This is a genomic window from Pseudodesulfovibrio sp. 5S69 (assembly GCF_037094465.1).
GTDB lineage: Bacteria > Desulfobacterota > Desulfovibrionia > Desulfovibrionales > Desulfovibrionaceae > Pseudodesulfovibrio > Pseudodesulfovibrio methanolicus.
In genome coordinates this window covers 1,605,411-1,621,455 of record NZ_CP146609.1, presented here as the reverse complement: position 1 = coordinate 1,621,455, position 16,045 = coordinate 1,605,411, and the positions used below count along the sequence as shown (strand labels likewise).

Here is a 16,045-nt window from a genome sequence, read left to right as displayed (position 1 = left end):
TCCCGCAGTAAAATACTGCAAAGGGCAATGATAAAATGCAGTTGAGGCATTTATTGATTAAAACAGTCAAATGGTTTTTTTTATCGATTGGTGGTCTTTGCGTACTCCTTCTGGTTGGAGGTTGGCTGTTTTCGAACATCATATCCCCTCCCCACGACACCGATGATGTCATGCTTCAAAATTTCGCTGACAATCGAGCTGTTTTCGAACAGGTTGTTTCCGAACTACAGCAAGACGATGACATCCGAAGAGTGGATGACAATTGGTACAGACTAGCCGATGGAAAAGCCCGTAGCGACAATCCTGACAGGATTGCCCGGTACCGAAAGCTGTTCAAAAAAATTTCTACAGAAAGGGGAATTTACGCCTCCTATTCTCCAAATGGCAATCCAAGAATTCTGTTTCTGTCAAGTTGCATAGGAATGGTCACAGGCGGTTCATCAAAAGGCTATTTGTACGAACCACACCCGGAAGGCGAGTTTTTGTTGGTGGACAACATTGACGGCTATGATCAGCAAAAAGGCCTTTGGCGATCGTATTGGGCTGTGCACAGGAAAATTGAAGGGGCCAAAGGGTGGTACCTCTATTGTGACTTCGATGACTAACGTAATGGTCTGAGCATCTCAAAAGGCACTGAAGTCGGTAAGCCAACTTTGCAGAGGATGCCCCACATCGTTGCCAAAACCAGAATAAACTCCCCCTATGCAATGTACGCAAACTGCAGACACTTTTCGGTAGTTTTGGGTAGTTTTGGGTAGTTTTGGGTAGTTATCGGCAGTTTCCAGAGTATACCGAGCACTCAGCATTTCAAGCAATATCAATCTTTTCAAAGCAATACAGACCACACGTTCAAAACATCCATACCAATTCGTAATCAGTAGGTCGTCGGTTCAATTCCGATTCCTGACTCCAACGGAATCAAGCACTTACGACAAGTCGTAAGTGCTTTTTTTGTGTCCTGATATACAGGCTGGTATACATTTGAATGCAAGGGGAGATCCTGGGGTGGCCGGAACGTATACCCTACGACAATCAATAAATTTGACGAGGGTGCCCGATGCACAAGGCGGCAAGTTCACAGACTCTTAAGCCATTGCTTAAAGCCAGCACGAGTATATGCCGGACCAGCCACATTTGTTTGGTCCGATCGGGTTGCCTGGAGTCGTTCGGCTTGTGATTCGGAGAAAACATGTCGCGTTTAACGCGGTAGTAAAATCCCCGTAAAGTACGGTCCATTGCAAAGTAGAGACTTCTAGCCCAGACTGAGACTAGAAGAGGGGCCGCTCTATTGGACCAACTTCATTGGGCTTCAAGTTTGTGCGCCAAGGACAAAAACAAGGCAGCCCGTGAGCATGATGCCCAGGGCTGCCGTTATTGTCATAACATATTTGAATTATTGCATACAGGCCATGCTTTGGGAGCGTCTTTCTACTCCCAGGCAGCAGTCGGATTCTGCGTGCAAAACTTGCCACCGCTGATCTCAAGAGAGGTACCCGAGATATACTCTGCATAGGGTGATGCAAGGAAAGCGACGGCCGTTGCCACGTCCCTGGGTTTGCCGAATCTGTTGAGGGCAATGGTTCGACGCATGGCCTCCCCATTTTTTCCCAGCAGCGGATGGGTCATGGCCGTATCGATGACCCCCGGGATATAGCAGTTGACGCGAATGCCATACGGGGCCAATTCCGCTGCCAACGTCTTGGTCATACTGGTAACGGCAGCCTTGGTGGCTGCGTACAAGCCGCTGCCCACGGAGGACATGACCGAGGCGAAGGAGGAGGCGTTTATGAGCACCCCTCCCCGCCCCGACATTGTGTCCCGAGCAATGCGACCGCCCAGGTATATGGAGGTCATATTAGTTCGAATGGTCCTTTCCCAGACGTCCTCGGGGGTGTCGATGAGCTTGTGCTGGGGATACACGCCCGCGTTACTGATCCAGACATCGATGTCGCCGAACGTGGCCTGAACCTCCTTGGCATAGGCAAACATGGACCGGCTGTCGGCCACATCCACGCTCTTGCCATGCGCTTCGAATCCTTGCGACCGCAGGTTGGCAACCACCCTGTCGACATTTTCTGCCGACCGTGCGCAGACAGACACCTTGGCGTTGAGCTCGGCAAACAGCGTAGCGATGGCCAGCCCGATGCCGGAAGTCCCCCCGGTAACGACCACCGTCTTTCCCGTGAAGTCCAGTTGCATTACTCTGCCTCGCGCTTGATTATGGCGCCTTCGGCGGCTGAGGTGGCAACACGGGAGTACAGCTCAAGATAGCCGGTAGTGAACTTGCGCTTGGGTTTCTTCCAATTTTCGAAACGGCGTTTGATCTCTTCTTCAGGCACCTCAAGATTGAGCTTGCCGTCAATGACATCAATTGAGATGAGATCGCCGTCTTCCACGATGGCCAACGGCCCACCCTCTGCCGCTTCCGGGGAGATGTGACCGACAAAGCAACCGTTGTTGGTGCCCGAAAAACGGCCATCCGTGATCAGGGCCGTGGTCTTGCTCAACCCCCGGCCATACAGGTACTTCATGGCCATGAACATCTCGCGCATACCGGGACCGCCCTTGGGGCCTTCGTAACGGATGACCACCACGTCGCCGTCCACGATCTTGCCGCCGAGAATGGCCTCTTCGGCCTCCTCCTCGGAGTTGTAAACCTTGGCCGTTCCCTTGAACCGATGCTGGGAAGGATCGATAGCCCCGGGCTTGCTGATTCCGGTCTTGGGAGCCAAATTGCCCTGGAGCACTGCGATGCCGCCGGTCTGGCCGAAGGGAGCGTCCAGGGGTTTGATGATCTCGTCGTTCTCCGGGAACTTGAACTTGTAATCGTCCAAGTTTCGGTTCAGCGGCAGGCCGGTGCAGGTCATTACATCCTCATGCAGGAGGGTGCGCATATTCTGCATGACACGGGGAATACCGCCCGCCTGCCAGAACGCCTCCATGTCCCACTTGGCTGCGGGGTTGACCTTGGCGATCTGCGGGGTATTAGTATTATACTTGGAGAACAGATCCAGAACATTGACGTCCATCTGCGCCTCATTGGCGATGGCGCTCAGGTGCAGGACGGCATTGGTCGATCCGCTGATGGCCATGGTGACCCTGACCGCATTTTCCAAGGCCTCCGGAGTCATGACCTGACGGGAGGTGATCTCCTTGCGGGCCAACTCGCAGACAGCCATGCCCGAGGCAAATGCCGTACGCATACGATCGGAATGCACTGCCGGGATCAGTGCTCCGCCAGGCAGGCACATGCCCAGCGCCTCGGTCAGACAGCACATGGTGTTGGCCGTTCCGAGGAAGGAACAGGAACCGCAGCCGGGGCAGACGGTGTCCTCCAGAGTTTCATACTGATCGAACGAGATTTTGCCGGAGGAATACATGCCCCTGGCCTCGGAGATGGAGGTCAGATCGGACTTGCGACCGTCAAAGACCACGCCGCCCGCCATGGGGCCGCCGTGGACCATGATCGCCGGGATATCCAACCGGGCAGCGGCCATCAGCATGCCTGGAACGATCTTGTCGCAGGAACCAAGAAGGACGAGGGCATCCAGGCGATGCGCCCGGGCCTGTACTTCGATGGAGTCACAGATCAACTCACGGGAGGGCAGAATAAAATGCATGCCGTCATGCCCCTGGGCAATACCGTCACAGGCGGCGATGACGCCGAACTCCACGGCGGTGCCACCACCCCGGTAGATACCGTTTTTGACGGACTCTGCCACCTGCTTGAGGTTAGTGTGTCCGGGCACCAGAGTCGTCCAGGAGTTGGCGATACCGATCATCGGACGTTTTTCCAACTCATCATTAGAATACCCCATGGCCTTGTAGAGGGAGCGGTAAAAGGCGCTGCCCTCTCCTTGAAGGATGTCTTCGCTCTTAAACTTACTCATTATCGTATCCTTTGGGTTTAAACACATTCATATCGACGTTTAGATGAGGCCCATGGAAACCAGGATCATCAATGCAACAATAGAGATGACCGAAGCCACGGCGCACGGGACCGTAATGTACTTGATCCCCTGTTTTGTATTCAGGTTGAAGAATTGGGACATAATCCAGAAGCCGCTGTTGTTCAGATGGTTGACCATCATGGTCCCAGCACCGATGGACAGGGTGGCTGCCAGAGGAGACAGCCCCAGAGAATCCATCATGGGCAGGATGATAGCGGCGGCGGTCAGACCGGCTGTGGTCATGGAACCGACGGCGGTCATCAGGATCACGGCAGTCAGATACGGCACCAGGATCGGCAGGATATTGCTGGAAGTGACCAGCACGCCCAGTTCCTTGATGACGGGAGCGGCCTTGAGGGTCGCGCCCATGGCACCACCCATGGCGGTGATCAACAGGGGAAGCAGCGCCACGACAAGACCGCGGCCAACCCAGTTGTGGAATATGATTTCCTTGAGGGATTCCTTGTCGCTGCCGGTAATCCGCTTGTGGTGGGCCATGACCTTGTCGGCCTTGATGAAGCCGAGAACGATGGTGAAAACCACGCCCAGCAACAGGGCGATCACACGGTCACCGACCGAGGAAAAGAAGCCCAAAACAGCGCTGCCTTCCCCCATGGAAACCTTGGCGAACGAGGCGAAGGTGATGAGCACAACCGGAATCAGAACCGGCAAAAAGGCCAGGAAGGCGTTGGGCAGATTGGGTTCGTGGATGACGATCTCTTCAACGGCATCGGACTTGGCCGGTTCAAAGCCTTCAACAAAGTCCTCACGAGGGGCGATCCATTCCTTGGCGCACCAGGAGCGGAGCAGCAGCCAGGTACCGAAGAATGCAATGGCGCTGATGATCGTACCCCAGAAGATCGTCAGACCGAGGTCCGCACCATACAACAGAGCGATGGCCAGAATACCAGGAGTAGGTGGAACCAGACCGTGGGTCAGAAACAGCCCGAGGCCGGTGAACGCGGCCATGGAAGACATGGATATCTTTCGGCGCAGAGACAGAATCGAAGCGATGGGCGCGGTCAGCACCATGGTGATGTCGCCGAAGACCGGAATGGACACGATGAAGGCGGTCAGAGCCGGTGCAAGTTCAAGGCATTTACCCCGGAACAGGCGGGTAAAGAAGTTGGCAATGGATGTAGCTGCCCCGGAATCCTGAATACCCATGGCCAGGATGGACCCCAGGATGATGGTTACACCAATACCTTTCAGAGTACCGCCGAACCCTGAGTTGATCAGACTGACCGACCCAACCACGCCGTTGCCAAGGGCCAGACCAAGCCCCAGGGTCGTAAGAAACAATGCCAGCACCGGGTGCATCTTGATCTTCATTATCAGCAGCATCAGGACCGCGATAGCTACCGCCAGAACAACTATAAAAATACCAGGAGTCATACTCCCTCCTTTAGGGAATGAAAGTGAGCGTTACGGAATATGATCCAAGGCGGCAACCTCCAAAAACCGCCCGGAATATTCCACGGAAAGCATCAGGCAATAATTTCGTTCACCCGGGCCATTTCCTCCTCGGAGATGGTCAGGGAACTGAATCGCATTGCAGGATATGTGGGAACGACCTTTTGATTGATCGCGTACTTGACGGAAGCCACGAACGGATTGGTCACTGTGTACAGCTTCATGAGACCGGCCAGACGCTTCTGGCCTGCGCGGACGGCATCAAGGTCACCCGCCTCGACGGCTTTGCGCAACTTGACGAACAGCTCCGGTTCAAAGTTGGGCAGGGCTCCAATAGTTCCCGCACCGCCGGAAAGCAGGTTTGGCACCAAGAACTCATCGAACCCGGAGAAGACACTGAACCCGTCAATAGCATTGGCCACTTCACTGATGTAGCGGCGCATGTCCTCCAGGGTGGACCCTGAATCCTTGATGCCCACGATGTGCTTGTGATCCTCGACAAGGGACCGAATCATTTCCGGGGAGTAGGTCACGCCATTCCGTGCCGGGAAATTGTAAAGCAGTATGTCGATGTCCACATTGGACGCAACCTGGTCAAAATATTCTCGAATATTTGTTTCCGGCAGGTTGAAATAGTAGGGGCACATGACCACGGCCGCGTCAAAACCACACTCCTGCACATGCTGCGTCAGTTCAATGGTCTCGCGTATATCCATGCCGCCGGTCCCGGCGAACAGAGAAAACCGTCCCTTTGCATGGTCGGCTATGAACGAGAAGTGCTCCTTCTTCTCCTCCATATTCATGTTGAAGAACTCGCCGGTGCTACCCAGGAACAGAGCTCCGTCCGTCCCGGCTTCGATGAGGTAGTCGACGAGCCTGGCGTTGGCCGCCTTATCCACGACACCTTCCACGTCGAACAATGTGGCAATTGCCGTGTAAATACCTTTGTACATTCTGATCTCCTTGAGTTGACAACAAACCGGTTATCCCGGAATCAAACGTAATCATTCATCGACAATGTGCGACATAGTCGCACGTCGTTCGCTATCAATGCCAAATTTTCCCACACTGGCGGCATCAGGCCGCTTTCTCCGACAGAAAGCTTGCCAATCAACATAATGCCAACACCTTCTACTTCTCAAATAATTCCAAGGTGTCAGTTGCTATTTATTCTTTCTACTGGTTCTTCGTAATCACTTGCTTTTCAGAATGGTGCGACATTGTCGCACTCTGTTCACTTTTATTGCGAAAAAAAAATTACAATTCAGCGCTGATCATTCCGGCCACTTCCACCACTCGTGCCGTCAGTTCCTCCATTTTTCTGGACGGAATGCCGGCTTTGGCTCCGGAAAGACTCACTGCAGCCACAACGCCTGCCCCCGGGCTTTCGACCGGAGCGGCAACACAAAGCAGACCAGGTGCATACTCCTCGTCATCGTAGCAATACCCCTTGCCCCTGATGCTCTCAAGCTCTTTTCGGAGTTCATCACGATCAGTGATCGTATTGGGGCCGCGCCGCTCCAGTTCGCCCATCTGCCGGATGATACGCTCCCGACGCTCCTCGGGCATGTAGGCCAGCAAGCACTTCCCGACACCGGTGCAGTACATGGGATTTTCCGCGCCCACATCCGACTGCACGAATATGGTCTTGTCACCGCGGATCTTCTCTATGTAGACAACCAAGCCGTTTTTCTCCACGGCCAAATGCACGGTCTCCGAGAACTCGTCTACCAACTGCTCCAGATAGGGCCTGGCCTTGCGACACAAGATGCTGTGTTTTCTGACCATGCCACCCAGACGAAGCAGCTTGAGTCCGAGTGAATATCTGGAATCACGCGGATTCTGCTCAAGATACCCTTTGTGAGCCAGGGTGTTGATCAGTCCAAAGGCAGTACTCTTGCTCAAATCGAGCTTATTGGCGATCTCCGTAACGCTCAGATCTATTGAGGAGCCCTCAAACAGCTCCAAAATGCTCAGCGCCCTAGCTACCGACTGTATGATCCTACCTTCTGACATGCTCACCCTCTGTGCGACATTACCGCACTCCGTTCATTTTTTTATTTTTTTATCCTTCCGATTACTTGCTGTCAACCATTGTTCAGAACAATTTTGATTACCAGATTTATGATGACCCTGGCCCTCTCTGTTCGCGGGGTGACCTGCTCCCCGGAAATAGGTCCGCCGACGAAGTGAGTTTTCCGGCGAAATCGACTATCAGAAAGTAGGAGGATTTTGTCGTGAAAAGATCAAGGTACACTAAAGAACAAATCGCCTTTGCTCTGCGCCTGGCCGAGCCTGGGACTCCCGTGAAGGAAGTGATCCGCAAAATGGGGATCAGCGAGCAGACCTTTTATCGCAGGGAAAAGGAGTACGGGGGGCATCTCCACTGGCGGCCGTCCCAGATAGAACAAATTCTTCAGTTTCCACTTTCCGCATATCACCTGCTGTGACAGTTCAAAAGAACAATTAAAATTTCTCTCCCGTCCCGCTTCAGCGCGCACGTCGTTTCAATTTTCGTTTTTCATCCTCCTTGCGTGGGCATACTTACCTTTTAGTAAGTACCTAACTGTAAAGTAGGTACTTGACCCAAAAGAAGCGCAGGTTATTTTTGAGCCAGGACCATTGGCAATATGAAGCTCAAGAACCGTGTCATCCGCGCTTCAACGTCCATGAAAATGTATGACGATAACGGCAGCCCGGCTCAGGAGCTGCTGAACGTTTAAGAGGAAATCGCAAAGGACGGCTCTTCCCTGATCGGTACCGGTATGGCCTATTTCATGAAGCAGGTTCAGCTCTTCCATACCGCCGTCGGGCGTAGCTCATGGACAAGAATGACGAGTTACCAAACATGTTCCATAACGAGCAGCTTTCCGCCCAATACAACATTGTTCCTTACCCTAAGGAGGATCTCCATGGAACTCTTGAACATATATAATGATCAATGTCCGTCTAAGACGGACGACAACGAGTACAAAGGCTTTGAACAGGGGCCGATCCGACCACCGAGCGAAGCCGGAAGCTTGCTTCTGCGTATCACCCGTAATTGTCCTTGGAACCAATGCACTTTCTGCGGGTTATACAAGGGCCAGAAATTCTCCTTGCGCCCGGTGGACCATATCCTGCGCGATATCGATCTGGTGCATCAAAACGTAGAAAAGCTTTTAGACCTTGAGAAGCTCCATGGGCGCATGCTTTGGAGCCATTTTCATGCCTTAGAGAAGGATCCTGGCTTTGACCGCCAAGCGATATACGCTGCCTACAATTTCATCAATAACGGCATGCGCTCCATCTTCATGCAGGACGGCAACAGCTTCATTCTCAAACCGGATGATCTTGTTCTGATTCTGAAACATGTCCGTGAATGCTTCCCGGATGTAGATCGCATCACGACCTATGCCCGTTCCAAATCTGTGGCAAAGGTCAGCGACGAAGACATGATACGGATTAGTGAAGCAGGTCTCAATCGCGTCCACATCGGCATGGAATCCGGATCGGACAAAGTCCTCAAGGCGGTTAAGAAGGGTGTGGACAAGTCCACTCAGATCGCGGCAGGACAAAAGGTCAAACGTGCCGGCATGGAATTATCCGAATACTGGATGCTAGGGCTGGGTGGTCGCTCCCTGTCACGGGAGAACGCTGTTGAGACAGCAGACGCCTTGAACCAGATAAATCCGGACTTCATCAGACTGCGCACTCTGGGCCTACCGGACAGCGCCCCCCTCGCGGCACAATATGAGGCTGGCGAATTCGACAAGATGGGCGAAGTTGAGACAGCGCAAGAACTCCTGCTCATGCTGGATTCATTGGCTGGAATCGACGCCACTGTGTGCAACGATCATGTCCTCAATCTCTTCCAGGAAGTTGATGGGAAAATTACTGAAAGCAGAGAAGTCATGACTAAGCCAGTAAGGGCCTTTCTCGACCTGCCGCCGGAGGAACAGATGCTCTTCTCCATCGGCCGTCGCACTCATTGCTTTTCACGTTTCTCGGACCTGAACGATCCCCAAAAAAGGCGCTACGCAAAACAACGATGTCGTGAACTCGGTGTATCTTTGGAGAACTGGGACCACGTTGTGGATCAAATATTAAAACAATTCATCTAAGACTCTGTATTTGCTTTGAATTTACCGAAAATCATGTATTAAACTTTTGGGGCTGACATAGATCTCTTGTCGTATTAGGGGGGACTATGAGGCTAAAAAGATCGCGTTTGTCGGCTTATATATCCGGCCGTCTGATTGAGCATTTCGTTGCTGGCACTCCGAGCACACCGGGTTGCGCAGCAGATCATGCCCCTGCACGAAGACTTGTCCCGAATCGGGACGCGCGAACCCGGTCAGGATGCGCATGGCCGTTGTTTTTCCCCGCTCCGTTGGGCCCGAAGCAGGCGAAGCAAACGGCAGAGAATGATCCGAGGATGACGTTGTGATGGAAACTGGACATGGGGTTCTCTTTTGAGCGCAGAGCTCAGTTTGATGGTCTTCAACATTTCCATCAGAAGGGAGAACCTCTCACTTCTCAAGAGGAAGTGTCCGATCAAATAAAAAATTACTACAAACAATTCAATCTGTTGTAGAACGACAGCCCGCCCCAATAGAAAATCGAAAGTGCGTGAATCACGATTGAAAAGTTACCCGAAACGTCGTTCCCACGCCCAAGGTACTCACCACTTCAATATGCGCCCTATGCGCTTTGATGATCGTTTGGCAAAGATAAAGGCCCAGGCCATACCCTCCAGTGTCGCGGGTTCGCGATTCGTCCACTCTGTAGAAAGGATCAAAAAGGTGACTGATCGATTCTTCCGGGATGCCTATGCCGTGATCTGTGATGATAATGCTGACCTCATGGTCTCTCACTCGTAGCGAGACCTCGACAGGCGGGCCATCCGGGGCGGAATACTTGATTGCGTTGTCCAGCAACGTGTTCAAGGCCATAGTTATTTTTTGTGGATCGACCATTGCCAAGACCGGCTCTTGAGGGATGTCCACCGTAATCCCGGGAGGCTGGGCTTGATAACCGCTTGCAACAGAGGCGACGAGTTGCGCCATATCCATCGACTGTGCTCGGACACCATCGGCTCCGTGGTGCATTTTCGCAGTTTCCAGCAGCGAGGTGATCATGGTTTCCATTTCCCCCACATCCTGCTTAATAGCCGTGGTGTCGACCTTGGTGCCCAGCATTTCCAATCGTAGCTTGAGGCGGGTGAGCGGAGTTCGCAACTCATGGCTGACTCCAAGCAACAAATCACGTTGTCCTGTCACAAGGCTTTCCAGTCGAATCGCCATTTGGTTAAAGGTTTCACAGAGCTCTCTGAGCTGGCCGGAACCTCTCGTCCGCACACGTGTGTCAAGCTTGCCATCCCGGACAGACTCGGCCCCTTCGGTCAACCATTCAATGGGCCGAAGAAGGAGCCGCAGGACGAGATAGATGGCCAGCATGATCAGGCAAGAGCCGACGAGGAAATAAACCCCGAATTGACGCAACGCAGACCGTTCGGCTTCTGTGGAAAACAGATCAAAAGTCAAAAGTCCACCAGAGGCAAGCGAAACGCGCAGTCTGTAATTCTCATGAAGATTGAGTATTTCAATCCCCTCTTGAGAAAAACGCGGCACAAGGAATCTTTCTGGAAATGTCTCCTCCGTTTCGCCAACCACCCATGAAGTTTTCCCCGTATAGGTGATGCGCATGGGCCGTTGGCGAGCCAGAGCCTCCGCCTTACTCCTGTCTGGCGGGGAGCCGACCTGGTCGGCAAGGTGACGGGCATACTGCAGCAAACTCAGGTTTAGCGTGGTGTCATATTCACGTTTCTGGGTGGTGTAGAGATGGATGGTGACGGCATTGATGGCCACAACCCCCATGACGAGCACCAAGGCCAATTTAGTGAACAGGGATTGCCTGATCCTTCGACAAACTCTAGCCATCTTCACTTCCCTGCCCAATAAAGGCATAGCCGGTTCCCCAGATTGTTTTGATGTATCTGGGATGTTTGGGATCGTCGCCGAGCTTCTGGCGGATGCGACTCATGGTGATATCTATGGAGCGGTTGAAAGATTCACTGTCCAGGCCTCGCAACTCTTGCATAAGATCGTCCCTGCTGAATGTTTTTCCGGGGTTGCGGGCCAAAACGGCAAGGGCGTTGAATTCATTGGTGGTCAGGCCGATGTCCTCCCCATTGAGTAGCGCGGCACGGCCGTCGAAGTCGATACGAAGCGAGCCGAACTCCCCTTTTCCGGACGTCGTATTATGCTGGCTGCGACGCAGGATGGATTGGATGCGGGCGACGAGTTCACGAGGTTCGAACGGCTTGGGCAAGTAGTCATCAGCACCGATTTCAAGCCCGGCCACCCGGTCCATGACGTCACCGCGAGCGGTGAGCATGATGATCGGGATCTGCGAGTCCTGGCGAATACGGCGACAGACCTCGAAGCCGTTTATTCCGGGGAGCATGACATCCAGAATGACCAGGTCGGGGGAAAGGGATTTGAAGGCATCCAAACCTGCTTCGGGCGTTCCTTCGGGATGGACTGTATAACCGAACCCGGCCAGGTACTCTTTCAGGAGTTGCTGGAGATCGGCGTCGTCCTCGATGACTAAAATGGTATTTGCCATTACATCCTCGCGCGGCGCGAAAGTGAGTTGCCCCGTATGTCGAGGTAACTCGCACAATAGCTGGTTAGTGGCTGCCGTGCCAGCCCTTCTTCCCATGATCAAGAATCAGTTGGGCCAGAGCGCCTTTTTGTTCATCCGTCAGCGTTGCATGAAAAGCGACAAATTCATCCTTCTCTTCTTCCACGATGATGCGGAAGAGCTGCATGCGCTCTCTCATTAAAGCTTCCATCGTATCCATGTCGAGTCGCGGCTTACGAACTTCTTCAGCCATTTTTTCTCGCAACGCAGCTACCTCGGGACGCTGTTCAAGCGCTCTGGCGGCCATTTCTTCCACCATCACTCTGAACTGATCACGCTGTTCGTCCGTCAAATCAAGCCTATCTTGGGCGTTATCCACAACATACTCAACAAAAGCGGTGTTGACTTCATTGCCGTCGAAGGGGCCCTTCATCGCTGCATATCTGGTGCAGGCACCAAGCATGACAACGCCGACCAACACACCGATAATCAACATCTTTCTCATATGGTTTTCCTTATTGGGTGCAAAGTATGCTTTTGAGTATCGCAGGCAATTGTCAAAGGCTTTTCTCACCTGAAACGAATTGTATCCAATTGTATCCAGCCGCCGGAAACAACTTGTTACATCTCGTTGCAACTCAGAGAGGAATTTCGGTTTGACTTGCGTAATATGGTGCCAACATCGCTCAGGAATGCGGCAGCCACTTATAAGGAGATCGTGATGCAAAAAGGAAACAGCAGACCCCAAATGTCGTGCGACACCTGCAGACTCAGGAAGAAAGCGGAGCAGTCGCCTTCGTCGTTCCTAGGCCGGCTCTGGATTTGGCATACCGCTGTTTGTCCCGGCTGGAAAAAATACGTGAAGACGATCCACGCCCATGGAGAAAATCCTCCAGCCGAGGGGCATCTTCGTGGAGTCTGGAGTAAGTAATGGGTGTTTTTGTTGGTACGGCTTTTCTGACGGGACTTTTCGGCAAGATCGCGCACAGCCTGTGGTTGCGAAGAAAAGCCGTCGTCGGAAACGAAGGCAAGGATTCCGGCGCAGTGAAAGGATTAGCCGACCGTCGTGGCCGATCAACAAGGGGAGAGTAGCAATGTCAGCACTTTTGTCTCTTCATATTATCGTTTGCTCTCTGGGCTATTTGCTTTTTGGAATCACCTGCGTGATCGCCTTTGTCTATCTGAAGAGAGAAAGAGCGATCAAGACCAAGGCGTTCAGATTGGGTGAGGGATTCCGCTGGAGTCTCCATGATCTGGACCGAAGTCTTTTTGTCTCCCTGGCCCTCGGTTTTGTGGCGATGGGCCTGGGGCTCATCATGGGCATAGCTTTTCAGGGCGCCAAAGATGGAATGGTTGATCTGACTTCGCCACGGATACTCTTTCCAGCCGTCATTTGGCTTTTCTATCTGCTCATTTTGTCCTTCAGGCTGACAACGGGACTGCGCGGTAAAATTCCTTCCTATATGGCTGTCTATGGTTTTCATGCAGTGGTGATGTCCTTTGTCCTGGAGTTCTATCTGGCGACAACCTGAAAAACCGCTTGCGCTTGCCTATTCGGTACTACGCACATTTTATCAATATAAATTGTAGTAACTTCACCAACATCAAAAGGAGAAAAAAATGCAATCAATTGATCAATCCGTTCTGGAAGCCTTTGACACCATGTGGGGGCTGTACCCCGAACCCGTGATGCTCGTCCACGCCTGCCGCGACGTTCTGGCTGTGAACCAGCGGGCGGAAGAGTTGGGTATCACCCCGGGCATCAAATGCTATAGCCTCTACCCGAGCGATCGCATCTGTCCCGGTTGTCTGGGCAACAAGATGCTCAAATCCGGCCAGGCCGAGCGCAAAGGTGCCTTTACCAAGCAGGGCAGATACGTGGACGGCTACTGGATTCCGGTCAAAGGCGTGGAAAAAGTGTTCGTTCATTTCGGCAACGATATCACTGAATTTGTCAAGCCGGAACTGCTGGCCGAGTAAGGGACAGTTAAGGACATGAAAGCGATCACCCTGATCCAAAACGGGGTGATCCCTTCCTCTGCCCCCCCACTCTGCGGCCTAGAAGTCAAATTCCTCAAACCGGGTCGGATGCCGACCCAAACGGTTATTGATACTCCCGGCATCATCCGCGCTGTCCATCACACCAACTCCATAAAGTCCCCCTGGAATGGGAAGCCCGTCAGGCAGCGTAACGAGGCAGAACTCCACCTTAACTTTACTGCCGAACCGTCCGAAGAACCGAAACCGCTCCTTAGACTATTTTGAAGTCGTATGTTTTTTACAATTCTGGTATAATTTTTTTGGCCGAGTTTGAAATAGAAATCATTCTGGAGGGCTAAATGGTTACCAGCCTTGGTGAATATATAAGAGATAATGAATTATGGCTTATGGAGAGAATACTACAGTACGCCAAGAAGCAGGGATATACAGTATACACTTCGACTCTTGTTGAGGCATGGAGGATATCCATTGTCGGCTTAACCGATGCTATAATTGATGCCCTCGAAAGGATAGGTGAAGGACTCCCAGAGTTCTCTCCTCACGATAAATTAAGTGAAAGTTCCATTGCACAGTTTGGCATCAAGGAAGCCCGCCTTCATCGAGAACGTGGGATCAGCCTCCAAATGTTCCTAGGTCTCTACAAGTACTATCGCTATTCATTTGTAGACCTTGCCAGGCGCATGGAGGCTTCCCCTGAAGAGATACTCCATAACAAGCATTTTATTGAGCGCACCTTTGACCTCATTGAAATTGCCTTCTGTTCTGAATGGTCCGGCATAGAGCTTGACAACGAAATACTGGAACTCCAATCAGCAAATCGTGAAGTGACAAATGAAAAAAGCAAGTACCTCACCCTATTTGAGAGCCTTGGGATTCCGTCATTTTTGATTGGAAAAGATGGTACCGTGGACAATATCAACAACGCAGCAGCAAAGAGCCTTGGTTACACCTCACACTCTGGTGCCACTTATTATGGAACAAAGAAAGACATGCAGGAGCTATCAATCGGCAAGGACATCCACGAAATGCTGCCTTGGATTTCTGAGGAATTAGACTCGTTTCTACTCGGAGATTTCGCTTTCAAAACTTTTGAGCATACCGAAGAAGCAACCGATGGATACCATTTCTATTTCGTTAGCCTCGCACGAATGAAGGATGTGAGTGGTAAATTCGAAGGTGGTATTATTACTATCGAAGACCGCACAAATCAAAAACAAATGGAAATGGAGTTAGCTCACGCACGAAAGCTCGAAAGCATTGGTCAACTGGCTTCTGGCATTGCCCACGAAATCAATACGCCATTACAATATATCGCCAATAACCTGAAATTCCTTCAAGAGTCCTGGCAAGAGATAAGCCAACTGATTGATTTGTCCTCTTTGACGGAAGCTTCTTCCGACGAAACTCTGGCCGAAGATTTGAATTACGTTATGAGTGAAGTCCCAAAGGCCATACTCGAATCCCAAAATGGCATTGATCAGGTCTCCAAAATTGTCCAAACCCTAAAAAGACTGGCTCATCCCGACAACCATTCATTTGTGCATATACATCTAGGTGAAGTTTTCGAAAACATAGTTAATATAACCCGAAATGAATGGAAACACATAGCGGTGGTTAAAATCAATTGCGATCCCCAATTACACCTTATCCAAGGCATCATGGGAGACATCAACCAAATTATCTTGAATCTCATGATAAATGCTGCCCAAGCCATTCAAGAGAGAGGAGCAGGAGACAACACCTCAGGGGAAATTACTCTTGAGGCAAGGAACAATGACGAAGCAGTTGAAATAACCGTGCAAGACAATGGGTGTGGCATACCAGAGTCAATTTCTCACAGGGTTTTCGATCCATTCTTTACGACCAAAGAGATAGGAAAAGGAACTGGGCAGGGGTTGGGGATTGTGCATTCGCTTGTCGAGAAAAACCATGGGAAAATATTTTTTTCCTCCGTAGTGGGTGAAGGAACTACATTCACAATTCATTTCCCAAGATCGAATAGATAATAAATACAATATATTATAACTATACAGGATCGCTCGCACAATACTGCC

14 protein-coding genes and 1 pseudogene are annotated in these 16,045 nt (G+C 51.7%); 7 read left to right on the top strand and 8 right to left on the bottom strand.

Annotation, left to right across the window (positions count from 1 at the left end; genetic code table 11):
• Positions 1-53: 53 nt before the first annotated feature.
• On the top strand, positions 54-605 hold the full coding sequence (locus tag V8V93_RS07480) for a hypothetical protein (protein WP_338669741.1): 552 nt from the start codon (positions 54-56) through the stop codon (positions 603-605).
• Between the two features lie 823 nt (positions 606-1,428).
• Here the strand turns inward: V8V93_RS07480 and V8V93_RS07475 are convergent.
• The 5 genes from V8V93_RS07475 to V8V93_RS07455 form a co-directional block, all read right to left on the bottom strand.
• Positions 1,429-2,199 carry an SDR family NAD(P)-dependent oxidoreductase gene (locus V8V93_RS07475; protein ID WP_338669740.1) on the bottom strand — a complete coding sequence of 257 codons (771 nt, stop codon included), beginning with the start codon at positions 2,197-2,199 and terminating at the stop codon, positions 1,429-1,431.
• Positions 2,199-3,890 carry a dihydroxy-acid dehydratase gene (gene ilvD / locus V8V93_RS07470; RefSeq protein WP_338669739.1) on the bottom strand — a complete coding sequence of 564 codons (1,692 nt, stop codon included), beginning with the start codon at positions 3,888-3,890 and terminating at the stop codon, positions 2,199-2,201. The genes V8V93_RS07475 and ilvD overlap by 1 nt, the downstream gene beginning before the upstream one ends.
• Positions 3,891-3,929: 39 nt before the next feature.
• Positions 3,930-5,345, bottom strand: a complete 1,416-nt coding sequence (locus V8V93_RS07465) for a GntP family permease (RefSeq protein ID WP_338669738.1) — start codon at positions 5,343-5,345, stop codon at positions 3,930-3,932.
• Positions 5,346-5,437: 92 nt separating this feature from the next.
• Complete coding sequence (locus V8V93_RS07460; RefSeq protein WP_338669737.1) at positions 5,438-6,316, bottom strand: dihydrodipicolinate synthase family protein; 879 nt, start codon at positions 6,314-6,316, stop codon at positions 5,438-5,440.
• Between the two features lie 304 nt (positions 6,317-6,620).
• A complete protein-coding gene (locus V8V93_RS07455; protein WP_338669736.1) occupies positions 6,621-7,379 on the bottom strand; it encodes an IclR family transcriptional regulator in 759 nt (252 codons plus the stop codon).
• A 221-nt stretch (positions 7,380-7,600) separates the two neighbouring features.
• Between V8V93_RS07455 and V8V93_RS07450 the strand changes: the two are divergent.
• Together V8V93_RS07450 and V8V93_RS07445 are read left to right on the top strand one after the other, a co-directional pair.
• A pseudogene (locus tag V8V93_RS07450) lies at positions 7,601-7,741 on the top strand (transposase); the annotation flags it as partial.
• Between the two features lie 534 nt (positions 7,742-8,275).
• Positions 8,276-9,466: a radical SAM protein gene (locus V8V93_RS07445; protein ID WP_338669735.1), complete on the top strand. Its 1,191-nt coding sequence runs from the start codon at positions 8,276-8,278 to the stop codon at positions 9,464-9,466.
• A 513-nt stretch (positions 9,467-9,979) separates the two neighbouring features.
• Here the strand turns inward: V8V93_RS07445 and V8V93_RS07440 are convergent.
• The 3 genes from V8V93_RS07440 to V8V93_RS07430 form a co-directional block, all read right to left on the bottom strand.
• Positions 9,980-11,284, bottom strand: a complete 1,305-nt coding sequence (locus V8V93_RS07440; protein ID WP_338669734.1) for a sensor histidine kinase — start codon at positions 11,282-11,284, stop codon at positions 9,980-9,982.
• Positions 11,277-11,972, bottom strand: coding sequence for a response regulator transcription factor (locus V8V93_RS07435; RefSeq protein WP_338669733.1), 696 nt, complete (start codon positions 11,970-11,972; stop codon positions 11,277-11,279). Before V8V93_RS07435 ends, V8V93_RS07440 begins: the two co-directional genes overlap by 8 nt.
• 64 nt (positions 11,973-12,036) lie before the next feature.
• Positions 12,037-12,495 (bottom strand): Spy/CpxP family protein refolding chaperone, encoded by a 459-nt coding sequence (locus V8V93_RS07430; RefSeq protein WP_338669732.1) that lies wholly within the window; start codon positions 12,493-12,495, stop codon positions 12,037-12,039.
• Positions 12,496-12,920: 425 nt separating this feature from the next.
• On the opposite strand from V8V93_RS07430, the gene V8V93_RS07425 reads away from it, so the two are divergent.
• The 4 genes from V8V93_RS07425 (at position 12,921) to V8V93_RS07410 (ending at position 15,997) form a co-directional block, all read left to right on the top strand.
• On the top strand, positions 12,921-13,082 hold the full coding sequence (locus tag V8V93_RS07425) for a hypothetical protein (RefSeq protein WP_338669731.1): 162 nt from the start codon (positions 12,921-12,923) through the stop codon (positions 13,080-13,082).
• Positions 13,083-13,084: 2 nt separating this feature from the next.
• Positions 13,085-13,522: a cytochrome c biogenesis protein CcsA gene (gene ccsA, locus V8V93_RS07420; RefSeq protein ID WP_338669730.1), complete on the top strand. Its 438-nt coding sequence runs from the start codon at positions 13,085-13,087 to the stop codon at positions 13,520-13,522.
• Between the two features lie 88 nt (positions 13,523-13,610).
• On the top strand, positions 13,611-13,970 hold the full coding sequence (locus tag V8V93_RS07415; RefSeq protein WP_338669729.1) for a hypothetical protein: 360 nt from the start codon (positions 13,611-13,613) through the stop codon (positions 13,968-13,970).
• 359 nt (positions 13,971-14,329) lie between these two features.
• Entirely contained in the window at positions 14,330-15,997 is a 1,668-nt protein-coding gene (locus V8V93_RS07410) for a PAS domain-containing sensor histidine kinase (RefSeq protein ID WP_338669728.1), read from the top strand.
• Positions 15,998-16,045: the final 48 nt, after the last annotated feature.

Bases quoted from the DNA above. Each gene is read 5' to 3' on its own strand.
- V8V93_RS07410 (WP_338669728.1), top strand. From the start codon at position 14,330: ATGGTTACCAGCCTTGGTGAATATATAAGAGATAATGAATTATGGCTT.
- ilvD (WP_338669739.1), bottom strand. From the start codon at position 3,890: ATGAGTAAGTTTAAGAGCGAAGACATCCTTCAAGGAGAGGGCAGCGCC.
- V8V93_RS07435 (WP_338669733.1), bottom strand. From the start codon at position 11,972: ATGGCAAATACCATTTTAGTCATCGAGGACGACGCCGATCTCCAGCAA.
- V8V93_RS07430 (WP_338669732.1), bottom strand. From the start codon at position 12,495: ATGAGAAAGATGTTGATTATCGGTGTGTTGGTCGGCGTTGTCATGCTT.
- V8V93_RS07445 (WP_338669735.1), top strand. From the start codon at position 8,276: ATGGAACTCTTGAACATATATAATGATCAATGTCCGTCTAAGACGGAC.
- ccsA (WP_338669730.1), top strand. From the start codon at position 13,085: ATGTCAGCACTTTTGTCTCTTCATATTATCGTTTGCTCTCTGGGCTAT.
- V8V93_RS07460 (WP_338669737.1), bottom strand. From the start codon at position 6,316: ATGTACAAAGGTATTTACACGGCAATTGCCACATTGTTCGACGTGGAA.
- V8V93_RS07440 (WP_338669734.1), bottom strand. From the start codon at position 11,284: ATGGCTAGAGTTTGTCGAAGGATCAGGCAATCCCTGTTCACTAAATTG.
- V8V93_RS07425 (WP_338669731.1), top strand. From the start codon at position 12,921: ATGGGTGTTTTTGTTGGTACGGCTTTTCTGACGGGACTTTTCGGCAAG.
- V8V93_RS07475 (WP_338669740.1), bottom strand. From the start codon at position 2,199: ATGCAACTGGACTTCACGGGAAAGACGGTGGTCGTTACCGGGGGGACT.
- V8V93_RS07455 (WP_338669736.1), bottom strand. From the start codon at position 7,379: ATGTCAGAAGGTAGGATCATACAGTCGGTAGCTAGGGCGCTGAGCATT.
- V8V93_RS07465 (WP_338669738.1), bottom strand. From the start codon at position 5,345: ATGACTCCTGGTATTTTTATAGTTGTTCTGGCGGTAGCTATCGCGGTC.
- V8V93_RS07415 (WP_338669729.1), top strand. From the start codon at position 13,611: ATGCAATCAATTGATCAATCCGTTCTGGAAGCCTTTGACACCATGTGG.